Origin of the sequence: Anaerophaga thermohalophila DSM 12881 (assembly GCF_000191885.1) — a bacterium.
GTDB classification, from domain to species: Bacteria; Bacteroidota; Bacteroidia; order Bacteroidales; family Marinilabiliaceae; genus Anaerophaga; species Anaerophaga thermohalophila.
Map to the genome: position 1 here is coordinate 47501 of NZ_AEWI01000012.1, position 16254 is coordinate 63754.

Annotated in this window: 12 protein-coding genes; 5 read left to right on the forward strand and 7 right to left on the reverse strand. The window is 42.9% G+C overall.

Annotation, left to right across the window (positions count from 1 at the left end):
* Positions 1 to 221 precede the first annotated feature (221 nt).
* Positions 222 to 2132, reverse strand: coding sequence for a 1-deoxy-D-xylulose-5-phosphate synthase (gene dxs / locus ATH1_RS0104210; protein ID WP_010418011.1), 1911 nt, complete (start codon positions 2130 to 2132; stop codon positions 222 to 224).
* Between the two features lie 349 nt (positions 2133 to 2481).
* On the opposite strand from dxs, the gene ATH1_RS0104215 reads away from it, so the two are divergent.
* Positions 2482 to 3501, forward strand: a complete 1020-nt coding sequence (locus tag ATH1_RS0104215) for an OmpA/MotB family protein (RefSeq protein WP_010418012.1) — start codon at positions 2482 to 2484, stop codon at positions 3499 to 3501.
* Positions 3502 to 3844: 343 nt separating this feature from the next.
* Here ATH1_RS0104215 and nadB read toward each other — a convergent pair whose 3' ends face one another.
* From nadB to ATH1_RS0104245, 5 genes are all read right to left on the reverse strand, one after another.
* Complete coding sequence (nadB, locus tag ATH1_RS0104225) at positions 3845 to 5452, reverse strand: L-aspartate oxidase (RefSeq protein ID WP_010418015.1); 1608 nt, start codon at positions 5450 to 5452, stop codon at positions 3845 to 3847.
* A gap of 318 nt (positions 5453 to 5770) precedes the next feature.
* Complete coding sequence (locus ATH1_RS0104230; RefSeq protein WP_010418017.1) at positions 5771 to 7000, reverse strand: glycosyltransferase family protein; 1230 nt, start codon at positions 6998 to 7000, stop codon at positions 5771 to 5773.
* A 2-nt stretch (positions 7001 to 7002) separates the two neighbouring features.
* On the reverse strand, positions 7003 to 8115 hold the full coding sequence (locus tag ATH1_RS0104235) for a DegT/DnrJ/EryC1/StrS family aminotransferase (protein WP_010418020.1): 1113 nt from the start codon (positions 8113 to 8115) through the stop codon (positions 7003 to 7005).
* 44 nt (positions 8116 to 8159) lie between these two features.
* Complete coding sequence (locus tag ATH1_RS0104240; RefSeq protein WP_010418023.1) at positions 8160 to 8627, reverse strand: acyltransferase; 468 nt, start codon at positions 8625 to 8627, stop codon at positions 8160 to 8162.
* Positions 8628 to 8675: 48 nt separating this feature from the next.
* Positions 8676 to 9692 (reverse strand): Gfo/Idh/MocA family protein, encoded by a 1017-nt coding sequence (locus tag ATH1_RS0104245; protein WP_010418027.1) that lies wholly within the window; start codon positions 9690 to 9692, stop codon positions 8676 to 8678.
* 577 nt (positions 9693 to 10269) lie between these two features.
* Here ATH1_RS0104245 and ATH1_RS0104250 point away from each other — a divergent pair.
* The 4 genes from ATH1_RS0104250 to kbl all read left to right on the forward strand — a co-directional run bounded on the left by ATH1_RS0104250 (position 10270) and on the right by kbl (position 14759).
* The gene (locus ATH1_RS0104250; RefSeq protein WP_010418030.1) at positions 10270 to 11733 is read left to right on the forward strand and encodes a lipopolysaccharide biosynthesis protein; all 1464 of its coding nucleotides are present in this window, start codon (positions 10270 to 10272) and stop codon (positions 11731 to 11733) included.
* Positions 11734 to 11798: 65 nt separating this feature from the next.
* Complete coding sequence (locus ATH1_RS18920; protein ID WP_010418033.1) at positions 11799 to 12083, forward strand: YccF domain-containing protein; 285 nt, start codon at positions 11799 to 11801, stop codon at positions 12081 to 12083.
* A 43-nt stretch (positions 12084 to 12126) separates the two neighbouring features.
* The gene (locus ATH1_RS0104260) at positions 12127 to 13107 is read left to right on the forward strand and encodes an adenosine kinase (protein ID WP_010418036.1); all 981 of its coding nucleotides are present in this window, start codon (positions 12127 to 12129) and stop codon (positions 13105 to 13107) included.
* Between the two features lie 464 nt (positions 13108 to 13571).
* Entirely contained in the window at positions 13572 to 14759 is a 1188-nt protein-coding gene (kbl, locus tag ATH1_RS0104265; protein WP_010418038.1) for a glycine C-acetyltransferase, read from the forward strand.
* A gap of 50 nt (positions 14760 to 14809) precedes the next feature.
* On the opposite strand, the gene ATH1_RS0104270 is transcribed toward kbl, so the two are convergent.
* On the reverse strand, positions 14810 to 16144 hold the full coding sequence (locus ATH1_RS0104270; RefSeq protein ID WP_010418041.1) for a TolC family protein: 1335 nt from the start codon (positions 16142 to 16144) through the stop codon (positions 14810 to 14812).
* Positions 16145 to 16254 lie beyond the last annotated feature (110 nt).

Here is a 16254-nt window from a genome sequence, read left to right on the forward strand (position 1 = left end):
CTGTAAGTTTCCGGGTATTTTCTATATGCAGAATAACGGACCGGCATATAGAACTGAAGCTTTTTATTGATGTACGACTCACACCGGCGCTGATTTATAGTCATTAACCAGTAGTGGGATTTTACTTTTTTGAATTTCTTTGTAAACCGGACAGAGGGTAACGGAAAAACAACCGATTTTGAAGGAGCAGTGAGGTTAAAATGGTTTTTTTGAATAAGGGATTAAACCCTTTTTTGTACAATTTCCCGTGCAGCATTTCTAATGCTTTCCATATCAAAGCCGCAATCGCGTGCCAGTTCTGTTTGGGTACCCTGGTCGATAAACCGGTCCGGAATTCCCAACCGTTTTGTCGTTGCCCGATAACCGTTTTCAGTCATAAACTCCAAAACAGCTGAGCCAAGTCCGCCAATTATCGTTCCATCTTCTATCGTTATGATTCTTTTATATTTAGCTAACACTTCATGAAGTAAAGCTTCATCCAAAGGTTTTACAAAACGCATATCGTAGTGTCCGGCAGAGATACCTTCTTCTTTTAGTTCCTGAACGATGCGTGCAACTTTCACGCCTACTGGCCCGATCGTCAGAAATGCCAGGTCTGTTCCCTCGGCCAGTTTTCTGCCCGTACCGATTTCAATTTTTTCAAACGGGGTTTGCCAGTCTATCAGGCTGCCACAACCCCGCGGATAGCGGATTGAGAACGGTCCCATGCCGGGTAGTTGGGCAGTGTACATAAGGTTTCGCAGTTCCGATTCATCCATGGGAGAGGAGACAATCATGTTGGGTATGCACCGGAAATAGGCCAGGTCAAAAGCTCCGTGGTGAGTGGGCCCGTCGGCTCCGACCAGGCCTCCTCTGTCGAGACAGAACACAACATTTAGTTTTTGCAGAGCTACGTCATGTATGGCCTGGTCGTATGCTCTTTGCATAAATGTGGAATAAATATTGCAGAAAGGGACCATACCGGAAATGGCCAGACCAGCCGCAAAAGTGACGGCGTGTTGTTCTGCAATGCCCACATCAAACGCGCGGTCGGGCATCTGTTCCATCATAAGATTCAGGCTACAACCGGTGGGCATGGCAGGAGTTATCCCTACGATTTTTTCATTTTTCCTGGCCAGTTCAATAATGGTGTGGCCAAAAACATCCTGAAATTTGGGGGGTTTGGGCTTGTTGGAAACAGTTTCCAGAAAACGACCCGTATGTCGATCAAATTTACATCCGGTGGCATGCCAGGCTGTTTGGTTTTCTTCGGCCAGCTTAAATCCTTTGCCTTTTTTTGTTATGATATGCAATACTTTAGGGCCTTTTATTTCTTTCAAATCTTTAAGTATGTTGGCCAGTCTTTCAACATCATGCCCGTCAACAGGGCCAAAATAGCGGATGTTGAGTCCTTCAAAAATATTGGTCTGACGTGTCAATAAGGTTTTAATGCTGTTGTTAATCTTAACGATCATTTCACGTGAGCGGGGGCCGCCTATATTGAATTTTTGCAATGCTTTGAAGACCTCTTTTCTCAGTTTATTATAGGTTTGGCTGGTGGCAATGTCTACCAGATATTCGCTGAACCCGCCCACGTTAGGATCAATGGCCATGTTATTATCGTTGAGAACAACCAGCACATCGGCTTTGCTTGTAGCAAGATTGTTTAAGCCTTCAAAAGCAAGCCCTGCAGTCATTGCACCATCTCCTATCACTGCAACAGTTTGGCGGTTTTCTCCCTTGGTCCGTGCCGCAATTGCCATTCCCAGGGCAGCAGAGATGGATGTGGAAGAATGGCCTACCCCGAATGCATCGTATTCACTTTCGAAAATGTTGGGAAATCCGCTTAATCCCTTATATCTTCGATTGGTATGAAAACGATCCCTTCGGCCTGTCAGTATTTTATGTCCATAAGCCTGATGTCCTACATCCCAGACAATTTTATCGTATGGCGTGTTAAAAACGTAATGAAGGGCCACAGTAAGCTCTACCACTCCAAGACTGGCTCCGAAGTGACCGGGATTGCACGATACGGAATCGATGATGAAGTCCCGGAGTTCTGCACAAACCTTTATCAGATCTTTCTGAGGTATTTTTCGCAGATCTTCCGGACTGTTTATTCTTTTTAAAAATTCTGTTTCGGCCTCTCCCATTCCCGTTTTCCTTGATTTTAGGTTAAATGATAATCGTTTTAATCGTACAAAGATAAAAGATTGTTAATATTTTGACTATGATTGATGCCCGGGGTTTTTATATTTGTAAAATAATTGTCATTAACCATCCGTTTTCTGATGAAACGAGCATGGCAAAGTTTACCACTGCAAGAATATGTATAAATACTTGCATGTGAGTTCCATCAGGCCAATAACTTAAATATATTTTATACTGATGAAACGAGCATGACAAGGGGTGCCTGCGGAGCACGTGTATATGACAGACATACATCCGGTACAAATTTTTATGAGTTTACAGACGAACACTAAACTGTTAATTAACCACCTTATGAAGTTTTTCCGATATCTTTTTTACAGCATTATTGCAGGTTTCTTTTTTATGGCTTGCGTACCTCTGAACCAGTTTCGCGAACTTGAAGAGGCCAATAAGCAGCTTTCCGATAAAGTGGAAAGCCTTGGAAGTGAAAATGAGGTGCTTCAGGGACGCACCGAAGAATTAAAGGAACTTGCCGATCGTTTAAAGAAACAGGTTGCAGAACTTACAGCCGATACTCTCCGAAAAGGGCGGGAAGCCAGGAAATGCAGGAACGACCTTCAGAAACTGAGAGAAGAGTATGACAATCTTCTCAGTCAATTACGTAACCAGACAGGCACGGGCGATACGGAAGAACTACTTGCTTACCTTCAGAAACTGCAGGAAGATCTTCAACAAAGGGAAGATGCTCTTATCGCGGCCGAACGTGACCTAAAACAAAGAGAGCAGGAACTGCACGATGCAACTGCCAGTCTCGATGAAGCCCGGGCCGAACTCGAAGCTCAAAATCGGCGCCTGCTTGAACTGGAACAGGCACTTGCAAAGAAAGACAGTGCCAGTCGTGCACTAAGGAAAGCCATTGCGGATGCACTGACCGGATTTGACCAAAGCCAGTTGAACGTACACATGAAGAACGGTAAAGTATATGTTTCGATGGAGGAGAAATTACTTTTTGGATCAGGTAGTTATCAGGTTAGTTCCGAAGGCGCTTCGGCCATCAGACAGGTAGCCAAAGTCTTGGCCGACAATGAAGATATCAACGTTATGATTGAAGGGCATACCGATCCGGTTCCTTATCGTAGTGGGGTTTTGCTCGACAACTGGGATTTAAGTGTTAAACGGGCAACTTCGGTTACACGGATACTCCTGGAAAATTCCGGAATTGATCCTTCAAGGGTCATTGCTGCCGGGCGTGGTCCGTATGTCCCTCTGGTCTCGAATGAGACAGCCGAAGGAAAAAGGAAGAATCGCAGAACTGAAATTATATTAACACCAAGGCTCGATCAGGTTCTGGAAATACTCGAAAACAATTGATGAGCCGGGTATAAAAGCATCTTTTTTATTGCCAAACTCGTTCTTGATTTAAATTTTTGAGTGCAGTCTAAAAAGCCTTTTGACCCCTAAATCCCTTAAAGGGGACTTTTTCAAACTGCTGATTTTTAACAGTTACCCTTTAGGGATCAGAGGTAAAAATGGTAAAAATCAGCAGTTTGAAGGCTTTTTATACTGCACTCATTTTTGAAACGAACCTGAATTTAGAGGGCATAATTTTCAAAAAGGCATGGACAAATTTGGCTAACGCTGATCTTATGATTCATCGTGAGTGTCATCAGACCAATAATTCAGATAAATTGATCATAAACGAAGTTGCGCTCTTTTAATGATCATTGTGCCTCAGTTCAATGGTCTCGGGATAATCGCTGTTGTAATGAAGTCCGCGGCTTTCTTTTCTCTGGCGGGCCATTTTGATGATGAGGTAACCAACCTGTATGGTGTTTCGAAGTTCGCAAAGACGCTGAGAGACCGTTGAACGCTGGTAAAGGTCTTCTGTTTCGTGATACAATATTTCCAGCCGGTCCAGCGCGCGTTTCAAACGCAGATTGGAGCGAACTATTCCTACATAGTAGCTCATGATCTGTTCGAGTTCTTTCTGACTTTGGGTAATCAGAACCATCTCTTCGGGGTGCGTGGTGCCTTCATCGTTCCATTCCGGCACTTCATTGCAGAACGAATAATTATTAAAAACAGTTGAGGCATTTTTTGCAGCGGCATCAGCAAACACAATGGCCTCGAGCAAAGAATTGGATGCCAGACGATTGGCGCCGTGAAGCCCGGTGCAGCTGCATTCACCGGCTGCATACAAACGGGCAATCGAAGTTTTCGATTCCATATTGACCTTAATTCCGCCACATGAAAAATGCGCTGCCGGAACTACCGGAATGTATTCTTTTGTGATATCAATTCCCAGCGACAAACACTTATCATAAATGGTCGGGAAATGCTTTTTTATTTCTTCGGCCGGTTTGTGTGTTACATCCAGGTACACGTAATCGTCGCCGGTGGCTTTAAGCTCGTTGTCGATGGCACGAGCCACTATGTCGCGTGGTGCCAGGCATTCGCGCTCGTCGTATTTGTGCATGAACTTTTTGCCGTCGCGACGACGGAGGATGGCACCAAAGCCACGCATGGCCTCAGTGATGAGGAACGAAGGTCTTTCTTTGGGATTGTACAAAGAGGTAGGATGGAACTGGATAAATTCCATGTTCTCTACGATACCTTTGGCTCGGTAAACCATTGCTATTCCATCACCTGTGGCGATGACCGGATTGGTGGTGGTCTGATAAACGCTGCCGACACCGCCCGTGGCCATCATGGTCACTTTCGAGAGTATGGTTTCAACAGAATTGGTTGTCCGGTTCAGCACATAAGCGCCGTAACATTCTATGTCTCGCCTCCAGCGGTGTACAAGTTCTCCCAGATGATGCTGGGTAATAATTTCTACGGCAAAATGGTTTTCCAGTATTTCAATATTTGGATGTTTTTTTACAGCCTCAACAAGACTTCGTTGTATTTCATAGCCGGTTTGGTCTTTGTGGTGTAATACCCGGTTTTCGGAGTGCCCGCCTTCGCGATGAAGATCAAATTTTCCGGTTTCATCCTTGTCGAAATGAACCCCCCACTTCAGAAGTTCTTCTATCTGTTTGGGAGCTTCTTCCACCACTTTGCGTACGACCTCTTTGTTGCAAATGCCGGCCCCTGCAGTTAGGGTATCCTCAATGTGTTTCTCGAAATTATCGGGAGCATAAGTTACTGAAGAGATACCTCCCTGCGCATAGGAGGTATTGGTCTCATCCAGCCGCGTTTTGCTGATGACACATACCTTTCCCTTATCCGCCACTTTAAGGGCAAAGCTCAGTCCTGCAACACCTGATCCTATAACCAGAAAATCAACCTTCTTGCGCCGTGAAGTATCTGCTTTTCTCATGTGGTAAAGATTTTTGAAAAGGTAAAATTACAAAAATCTTTATTGTCTGTTTTAATTACGTGTACGTATTCATTGCAGGGCTTAAATATTTTTTTCAGGTGATATAAGTTTTTGTCTGTTTTTATACCACGCTGAGAACGCAAAATTAATGGAATGCTAAAATCGCAAAGACAAGATTTTATGATCTTTTGCAGCAATTTTGCGTGCTGATTTCAGCGGCATTTGGGTGGAAAATTTTACCAGTGCTTCAGATATTTAGCGATTGCAGGGTATTTATTTCTGTCCGTACCATCATAACAGATGATTTTTTACAAAAGTTTAGCGAAGTCTTGACATCAAGTATTGATGAAATAGTTCTATTCTTGATTCAAAGGAATGCGATTGTAAAGTTCTCCGTTGGCCTCTCTTTGCAATTTTTTCGCATTCATCAGGGTTATTCATCAGCCATTTTATTTTTTCCACGCATTCGTTCGGTGTTTTGTATGTCACGACTTCTTCGTCAATTCTGAAAAAATCTGATATGTTGCTTTTGTAGTCGGTAACAAGACAAGTTCCTACTCCGGTTGTTTCAAAAAGGCGCATGTTGGCTGCGTAATCACCGGCACAATCAATGTGAATGTTAAAACCAATTTTAGCCCGTGACAAGGCTTTGAACATGTCGAGTCCGAAAACCGGTGGTCTGGCCCTGTCATAAAGCTTTTTAGAGAGCATCAACCGGCGCGGCATCTTTTCATGATTTCTACCCTTTCTGATGACTTTAATAGCATCTGTCAGTTTGTGTAAACCGAAATTGTCCAATGTCCGGGCAGCGATAAAAGATGCCTGTCTTTTTAGTAAAGCAGTGAGGCTTCGGTCTGGTAAATTTCCGTAAAAGGCGATGGGAATATCATCATTTATGAGTTGTTCCAATACCTGCCGGCGTGTACTGTGAAAACCTTCATCGGCAAAGATGGACCCGATAAAAACAAAAGGAACTTCAGGGAAAGGGTTGTCACGATCTATTTTGTCAAGAATACGATGGTCAAATGCATGGGGGATAACTACCGAGTCAATGTTATATTTCTTTAATTGTTGTTGAAAGAAAGGGGAGCAAACGGTGAAAAAATCAAAAGTCTGAAAGGCATTTACCTGGGCCGGAGAAAAAGGAGCACAAAGATTTCCGATACACAAGCGGATTTGGGAATGTTTCTTTTTGAGCATATCAATGAAAGAACCATTGAAAGTTACAGAATCCTGAAAATAAATAATTTCAGGCTTAAAATAGTTGATTTGTGCTTCTAAAATGGCATCGGCCGATGCGTCCGGAGAAATATTATTTTCAAGCGCCCAGGCTCTTTGAAGCGATTCCGCGTTGGCAACAACTTCCATGGTCTCCATGCCTTTTTGTGCTAACAGGCGACCGTAATTATCCGACCATGCAAAATACTGTCCCATCAGATGGTCGTATTGTTCCCGGTAACTTAGCGATTTGACCTCCGGATATTTACCATAGTAATGATTCAGAAATCCCCGGTAATAACTTGATATTTTCAGAAACCTGATGGTCATTATTATTCCTTGAAAAATTTTTTGATTTTATCTACAATGAATTCGATCTCGGTTGATGTCAACTCAGGAAACAAGGGCAGGCTGATTAGCTCATGCGAAAATTGCGTGGCTTTCGGAAAGTCGCCGGGTTTGTATTCCAGGTATTGATAAGCTTTAAGGTTTGGCAATGCCACGGGGTAATGAATTCCTGCATCAATTCCTGCATTTTTTAAATAGCGCAGCAAATCGTTGCGATATTCTGTATCCACTCTTATGGGATAGATGTGAAACACATGTTCGGCCCCTTCACGGATGGGAGGCGTAACGATTTCTTCTGTCCGGGAAAGCTGTTTTGAGTATTCCATGGCAATTTCCTGTCGTTTTTTGGTCCACTCCGGCAGGTATTTCAGCTTAACATTCAGGATGGCGCCCTGTATGCCGTCCATCCGGCTGTTAATGCCTTCGAAATCATGTTCATATTTATTGGTGCGCCCGTGATTCGCGAACATTTTTGCTTTCTTGAAAAGCGTTTCGTCTCTGGCTGCCAAAGCTCCGGCATCGCCATAGGCGCCAAGGTTTTTGCCGGGGAAAAAACTAAAGGTGGCAAAATGTCCGAACCCTCCGGGAGGCGTTCCGTTTAGTCCGGCCAGAACCGCCTGAGCTGCATCTTCAACTACAAAAAGATGGTGCTTTTCAGCCATTTCCATAATGGCGTTCATATCTGCCATCTGTCCATACAGGTGGACGGGAATAATCGCTTTTGTTCGTGGCGAAATTTTTTCTCTGATATCATCGGGGTCAATTCCGTAAAAGTCGTCACAATCGGCGAAGACAACCCTCGCACCGGTCATTGTAATCGCTTCGGAGGTAGCGATAAAAGTGTTGGCTGCGGTAATTACTTCATCGCCGGGGCCAATCCCAAGGGTTTTCAGTGCAATATAAAGTGCGTCGGTTCCGTTTCCTACACCCACACAGTGGGGCATACGGGTGGATTTGGAAAAATTTTCTTCAAATTGTTCCACAAACGGGCCACGAATAAATGATTTCTGTTCAAGAACTTTTGCGATGGCCTCATCAATTTCATCTTTTATGTTGTCGTATTGACGATGCAGGTCGGTTAATAAAATTCTTTCCATTTTGACAGGTTTTGCCGGCTTTACATTTAATAAATTCTTCTGATTTACTCTGATGATTTAAGAAAACGGGCGGGATTTCCGGCATAAATTCCCGGACGTTCAATATCTTTAATGACGACTGACCCGGCACCAATGACTGTATGGTCGCATATACTTACGGGCAAAATGGTTGCATTGGAACCGATGGAGACGTTGTTTCCGATAGTTGTTTTTCGCCAGAGGCTTTTATTGCCGCATGCGGGGCCTCCGATACTAAAGGTGTCGTTGATGAACATCACGCCGTGGCCGATAAAACAATTCTTTCCGATTGATACCAGTTCGCAGATGAAACTATGTGATTGTATGCGGGTTTTGTCCCCGATGGTTACATCTTTCTGTATTTCAACAAAGGGGCCGATGAAGCAATCATTCCCGATTTTGCAACCGTATAAATTAACCGGCTCTACGTATTTTACATTTTTACCAAAGGTAACCTCTTTTATTCCGGATTTTAACGCGGTTGGTTTAGTCATTGGCTTTAGCTTTTTGTTGAACAGACAGAGTTGGAATAAGAATCGGTGTTACTTCGCTTTGGAATATATTTTATCAATTATTTCTACTGTTTTCAAACCTTCGAAACCATTAGTGGCAATCACCCCTTCACGGGTTAATACGCTCACCAGATTTTCGTAAACCTTATCATGATTCGACATAGACCCCTGATAGGTTCCGTAGTCGTTGGGTTGCCGACTTTCTACGAGGTTTTCGATACGAAAATCCTTTATGTTCTGATATTCCAGTTTATTCAGGTATTGACCGCCAATTTTAACGGTTCCTTTGTCTCCGAAAACCGTAATTGAACCTTCCATGTTTTGCTGATGACTGCTTACCGTATAGTTAATTGTACCTATTGCCCCGTTGTAAAATTCCATGGCGACTACCCCGGTGTCTTCAAAATCGATGATGTTCTGATGGGTGAAGTTTCTTGTAAAAGAGCGAACAGATTTGACATCGCCGATGAGCCAGTAAAGAAGATCGATGAAATGGCTGAACTGTGTAAAGAGCGTACCACCGTCCATCTCTTTAGACCCTTTCCAGTTGCTTTCTTTGTAATAACTTTCATTACGGTTCCAGAAGCAACTAAGCTGCACATTAAAAATTTTTCCCAGACGGTCTTCTTCTATTGCTTTTTTTAATGCTTCAACGGGTGGATTAAACCGGTTCTGTTTGACGATGAAAAGACGACGATTGGCGTGTTCGGCCTCATTGATCATATTTCCACAATCCTCAACAGAAATAGCCATCGGTTTTTCGCATAGCACGTGATACCCGTGTCGGAGGGCGGCAATTGTATGGTCGGCATGCAACCCGTTGGGTGAGCAGACCGACACCACATCCATTTTTCCTTTATTTTCGGTCAGGAATTTTTCCGTGTCCGACCATGCTTTGCATCCATATTCGTCGGCCAGATTTCCGGCTTTTTCAATATCGATGTCGCAGGTTGCGGCTAATTGGCCGTTATTGGCAATATGTTTTGCATGACGATTAGCTATTCGGCCACAGCCGATGATCCCAAAACGAATCAATTCTGTATGCATTTATTTGTTATTTTATGAAGTGCCCGGTATTTGGGCACTTTTTTGTGCTGATGAATCCGCATTAACAAGGAGTTAACTCCGGCACGAAAATTTAAAACGCATTGAATTCGACAAAAATATGTTTTTTATACCTCACGCAATCATGTAAAATTGATCTTACGTTCAAAAAATCAGGATAAAAATTGAAAGTATAAAGATAATGACAATATTTTGAAACAATACTCCGTTAAACTTTTCCAGATGTCAGGTCATTAATTGTATAAAGATTTAACGATGCAAGTCACAACTCTTTCATAATAAAACTTTGCGTTATTGCGTTTAGACTTTTTTTAGCGAACTATTGTTGAGCCCGGTCTAAAAAGCATCTTTATTGCCAAACTCGTTGTTGTTTTAAATTTTTGCATCCTCATTAACAACAAGTTAACTCCGGAACAAAAATTTAAAACGCCTTGATTTTGACAAAAATATGCTTTTTATACTGCACTCATTGTTGAAAAGCATTTTCAGTGAATAAAACGTATCATATCCTGTTTTAATCTGTAGTTTCCTGCTATTTTTGCTGAAAATATCTTAAGCCATGCAGAGCCAGACCCGGTTTATTTTCAAGCAAGGTATTATTTATGGTATTGGCAATATCGTTGTCAAGTTGAGCGGTGTCATCCTCATACCGCTTTATCTTCGATATATTAATGAATCGGAATACGGTGTGGTTACCTTGTTCGAAACCATTTTTCAGTTCATCCTGATTTTATCGAGTTGGGGTGTTAAGGGTGGTTTCATGCGATGGTATCATGATATGGATGGCGACCGGGAAAAGAAAAAACTCTTTTTTACGACCTATTCATTCAATTTTATAACCACCTTGCTGACTGTTCTTGTTGTTGGGTTTGTCATTTTCAGGTTTTCAGATGAGATTTTCCATTACGAATTGTCGCCATCAATCATTCTTTATTTTATTTCCGCCTCTTTTTTTCGATTAATGTTCGAAATGCCGCAATATCTGCTAAAGATAGAACAAAAAGCTGTTGCGCAGACATGGTGGGTATTTTTGAATGTAGTTCTGTTGATAGGAGCCACCTTCTATTTCCTGGAGGTAAAAAAGATGGGTTTGGAGGGAATTTACCTGGCACAGCTGGTTGCTCATTTGGTTACTTTTCTGATGTTTATTCCTCTGACAATCAGAAACATTGATTTAGGATTTAACCGGTCTGTTCTTAAAGAGATGCTTCATTATGGTCTTCCACTGGCGGTGAGTAATATTCTAACCACGGTTTTAACACTAAGCGACCGGCACATGATCAATCAGTACCAGAACCTTGGTGAAGTAGCCGGATATGGCATGGCATTTAAGGTATCCAATCTGGTACAAATGGTTATTGTAGCGTCGTTCATCACCGGGTATACCAATTATTATTTCAAAACCATGAACGAACCGGACAGCAGACGTTTTTACGAAAAAATAGTTCGTTATTTCATGGTGGTTATTTCATTTGGCGGACTTGGAATTGTCTTGTTTTCGCCCGAGATTATCTATGTTGTGACGATGGGGAGTGAGTTTTTCCAGACTTCCGTGGTTATAGTACCGGTATTAATGGTAGGAATGATCTTTTCGGCGATGCGTCAGATTTTTACTTTACCCCTGAACAAGCACAAACGTACCCGTCGTATTTCATTAATATTGATACTGAGCGCTGTCATTAATCTTATCGGGAATTTTATTTTGGTGCCTTCCATCGGCAAGATGGGAGCTTCTGTTTCTACTGTTGTTGCGCAGTTCTTTGCTGTTGCATGGTTTTTCATCGAGGTCAGAAAGACCGAACCTTTTCGTTTTTCTCTTCCATCTAATTTCGCGCTCCTTGTAATTTGGGGTGTGTTGGTTTATACCGGCATGCATTTGCCTCATTGGCCATTTTTCTCCCTTGTGCTCTTAAAAGTCACTTTGTTGCTTTTCTTTGCCGGTGCATTGTTTGCTACCGGTCATATCAAACGGGAAGAATTTACTGAGTTGAAGCGTATCTATAGAAAGGTCAGGGGCCACTAAGATTTTTATCCGGGGGAAGGAAAGATAAGTTATTACCATTTGTCACAAATCCGTCTGTTTTTTTGATGATAACCATTATCGGTATTCCTTTCGGTCTTCAGACGCTTAAACTGGGACTTCTTGCGCTTTGGCCTTTCAGTCAGAAAGTAGTGCCGTCTCCCTCAAACGGAGGTTGCTTAAATACCGTTATGAACATTATCTGGATTTTGTTTGGCGGGATTTGGATTGCAGCGACACATCTTATTTTTGGTCTTCTTCTGGCCATTACTATTATTGGCATTCCTTTCGCCAGGCAGCATTTGAAACTGGCCGGGCTTGCTCTGACACCTTTCGGGCACGAAGTTTTATAAAAATGCCCATCTTTGCATCTTCAAAAAGAAAAAAGAATGGCGTATGAGTAAGGTTATCGGTATGGGCAATGCCCTTGTAGATGTTTTAACAATGCTTCAGGATGATACTGTTCTGTCCGGGTTAAAGTTTCCCAAAGGTTCCATGCAATTAGTGAATAGTGAAGATGTGGGTCGTGTTTTACTGGCTACACGCAATTTTCCAAGGCGTCAGGCCTCAGGGGGATCCGCTGCAAATACCATTCATGGTCTGGCATGTTTGGGCGTTCAAACGGCTTTTTTAGGGAAAATAGGCAGAGATGAATGGGGTGATTTTTTTCGTTCCGATCTTGAAAAGCGAAATATTAAACCATTGCTTTTAGAGGGGACACAAGAATCGGGGCGTGCTTTCGCATTGATTAGCCCCGACTCGGAGCGTACCTTTGCCACATATCTCGGAGCTGCTGTAGAGCTTGAGCATCACGATGTAGGCGATGATTTGTTTGATGGCTACAACATTCTCCACATCGAAGGGTATCTTGTGCAAAACAGGGCTTTGATCCGACGTGCTCTTCAATTGGCGAAGTCCGGGGGGCTTCAGGTTTCACTTGATCTGGCCAGTTTTAATGTGGTTGAGGAAAATCTTGATTTCCTGCACGAAATGGTCGAAAACTATGTTGACATACTTTTTGCCAATGAAGAAGAAGCAAAAGCTTTTACAGGGCTGGCAGAGGAAGAGGCGCTGTATAAAATTTCAGAGTTTTGCGAATATACTGTCCTGAAACTTGGTAAGCGCGGCTCTTTAATAAAAAATGGTGATCAGATAATAAAAGTTCCCGCAATTAAAGCCAATAGTCTGGATACCACGGGTGCAGGCGACCTTTATGCTGCCGGTTTTTTGTTCGGACTGATCCACGGCTTACCACTCGAAAAATGCGGTCAAATAGGTTCTCTCCTGGCCGGGAAAGTAATCGAAGTCATCGGCCCCAAACTTGACGATGACACATGGGAAGAGATTAAAAGACTGGTGATGCGATGGATCAATTAGGGGAATAAGTCATTTGAATTATGATGAAGCACGATGAATTAGCATGATTCCCCTGCTATTTTTATGGTGATTTGTATCGCAACTCCTTCAAAAATAATTTTTTGCATTTAGTATTTTTGCATCAGTATAAAATCAGTATAAGTTATTGGTCTGATGCATCTTATCATACTTTAATTGGTGTTGGATAATTAGATGTTAGATTCTTCGGTCCGCTCAGAATGACAGACTGTCTGATGTCATTCTGAGGAGGTAACGACGAAGAATCTGTTCTCTGTTTTTGATTTCTTTGATGATTAGAGGTTAGATGGTGTTTATACATCTTCTTTTGTGACCAACCTTGTCATGTTCGTTTCAGCTGACTATTGAAAAAAGTGATGCGTTTCTAACCCCGGATGCATCTTTTATCATTTTTTTATAAGCCGTTGTCAGTTAACTTTGTCTGAAACCATTAAAAATCACTGCTTATGTACGGGAAATATAAAGCACATCTGCAAAAAGAACTGGACAATATTCGTGAATCGGGTTTGTATAAAAAAGAGCGGGTTATCACCACCCCTCAGGGAGCAGAAATAGAGGTCACTACCGGAGAGAAAGTACTCAATTTCTGTGCGAATAATTATTTGGGACTTTCCTCACACCCAAGGGTTATTGAGGCAGCCCATAAGGCATTAGACTCCCGGGGTTACGGGATGTCATCGGTTCGGTTTATATGTGGAACGCAGGATATTCACAAAGAACTGGAGGCAAAAATTGCGCGCTTTTTTGGGATGGAGGATGCTATTTTGTACGCCGCCTGTTTCGATGCCAACGGTGGCGTATTTGAGCCTTTGTTTACCGATGAGGACGCCATTATTTCCGATGAATTGAACCATGCCAGTATTATTGACGGGGTGCGGCTTTGCAAAGCAGTACGTTATCGGTACAAGCATGCAAATATGGATGATTTGGAAAATCAGCTTAAGAAATCGCGGGCACAGCGGTTCAGAATTATTGTTACCGATGGTGTATTCTCAATGGACGGAGATATTGCCCCGTTGGATAAAATATGCAATCTGGCAGAACGTTACGATGCCATGGTGATGGTAGACGACAGTCATGCTTCGGGCTTTATCGGAAAAACAGGACGCGGCACTCACGAGTATCATAACGTAATGGACCAGGTAGATATCATTACCGGAACGCTTGGAAAAGCGCTGGGCGGTGCGATGGGTGGTTTTACTACAGGGAAAAAAGAAATTGTTGAATTGCTTAGGCAGCGCTCACGTCCTTATCTTTTCAGTAATTCATTGGCGCCGGCCATTGTCGGAGCTGCTTCCGAAGTTTTTGATATGCTCAGCGAGTCCTCCGCTCTTCGCGACAAGCTGATGGACAATGCCGACTATTTCAAAAGAAAAATTTCGCAAGCCGGGTTCGACATTAAACCAACCAACTCTGCCATCGTGGCGCTAATGCTTTACGACGCCCAATTATCTCAGGATTTTGCCGCCAGGTTACTCGAAGAAGGCATTTTTGTGACCGGGTTTTACTATCCGGTAGTACCCAAAGGGCAGGCCAGAATCCGCATCCAAATCTCGGCAGCCCATGAAAAAGAACATCTGGATAAGGCCGTCGATGCTTTTGTGAGAATCGGGAAGGAACTGGGAGTTATCTGATTGGGGCAATTGGTGTCTGGTCATAAAGTTACGACTCATCCATTTTGACTTTAATCCAACGCCAACTCTTCTCCCATGTAAAAATCAAGAATCCTGGTGCGCAGCACGTATTCGTATTTCGACTGAAGAAAATCCGACTGTGCCTTAAGATAATCAGCGCGAGCTACGCTGTAATCAACCGGACTGACGAGCCCGACAGCATATTTCTTTTCAGTGTATCTCAGCGACTCTTCATAAGCCAGTACAGCTGTTCTTGCCGACTGAAATTTTTGGAAAGCAGCTTCGGCATCGGCGTAAGCCTGTTGTATTTCTTTACGAAGCGTTTGCTTTTCCTGTTGAAGATCGAGCTGAGCGCTTCTGATTCCGAGTTTTGCATTTTTCACCCCGGTGCGTGCAGAAAGGTTGTTAAAGACCGGAATTCGTAATGTTAAGCCCACGTACTGAGTAGCATTGTCGCGAAACCGTTGTCCGAAATCAAAGTCAACACTATTTTTCGATTTGGAAACATTGGTGTTCCAACCGGCATCGAGATAGAGCGAAGGATAGAGATTTCCTTTGGCTACTTTCAGAGCATACTCACTGCTTGCGAGATTGTGTTGGTAGGCTTCTATACGTGGCATAATGTCAACTGCTATATTGAATAATTCCGGCGGGGTCATTAGTGCCTGCTGTTCCAATTCTGGAATCTCCGGAGCCACAACATCGAAACCTTCAGGGTTTTCCAGGTCGAGTGCTTGCGCGAGGTTCAGCAATGAGAGCTTAAGGTTATTCTCCATCCGGGTTACTTCCATCGCTTCTCTTGCTGACTGCGATTTAATTTCCAGAAGATTTCCTTCGGCCACGCGTCCGGCTTCGACCAGCTTTTGGGTATTTTTTACCTGTTCCTCTGCAACCCTGTATTGTTCGTGGGCTACTTCGAGGAGTTCCTTGTCAAACAATACCTGGAGGTAGTAGGCTGTAATATTAATAGCCAGATCGTTTTTGGCAGCCTCAAGTTCATTTTGCGACATGCGCCAATTGGCTTCACTTTGTTTTTCTTCGTTCCGCAGAGCAAAACCCTGGAAAAGGGGAACAGATGTTCCGAAAGAAAAACGACCAAATTGCGTGGTCTGATCAACGTATTCATACGTTGTTTCGTCGGGAACCCGTCCAAAACTCAGCTGATAACCAACATTACCATTGAGTGTAGGAAATTTATCGAGTTTTTTCTGCCGGTAATTATTGTTTTGATATTCTGCATTCAGTGTCTGTTGCTGTATGGAGATATTGTTCTCTTCAGCATATTCGATACACTCGGTCAGTGTCCATTTTTTTGTCTCCTGGGCTAAAATGGCCACGGATAAAAGTGGCAAAAAGAACAGTATGTTCAGTTTCTTGTTTCTCATGCTTATATGTTTGTGGTGTTTCTGTTTGTAACGATGATTCGACTTCAGTTTTTAGCAGAGGGGAAAGACTAAAGTAAAAACCATTTCCTCTTGTACATGGTGATTTAAGG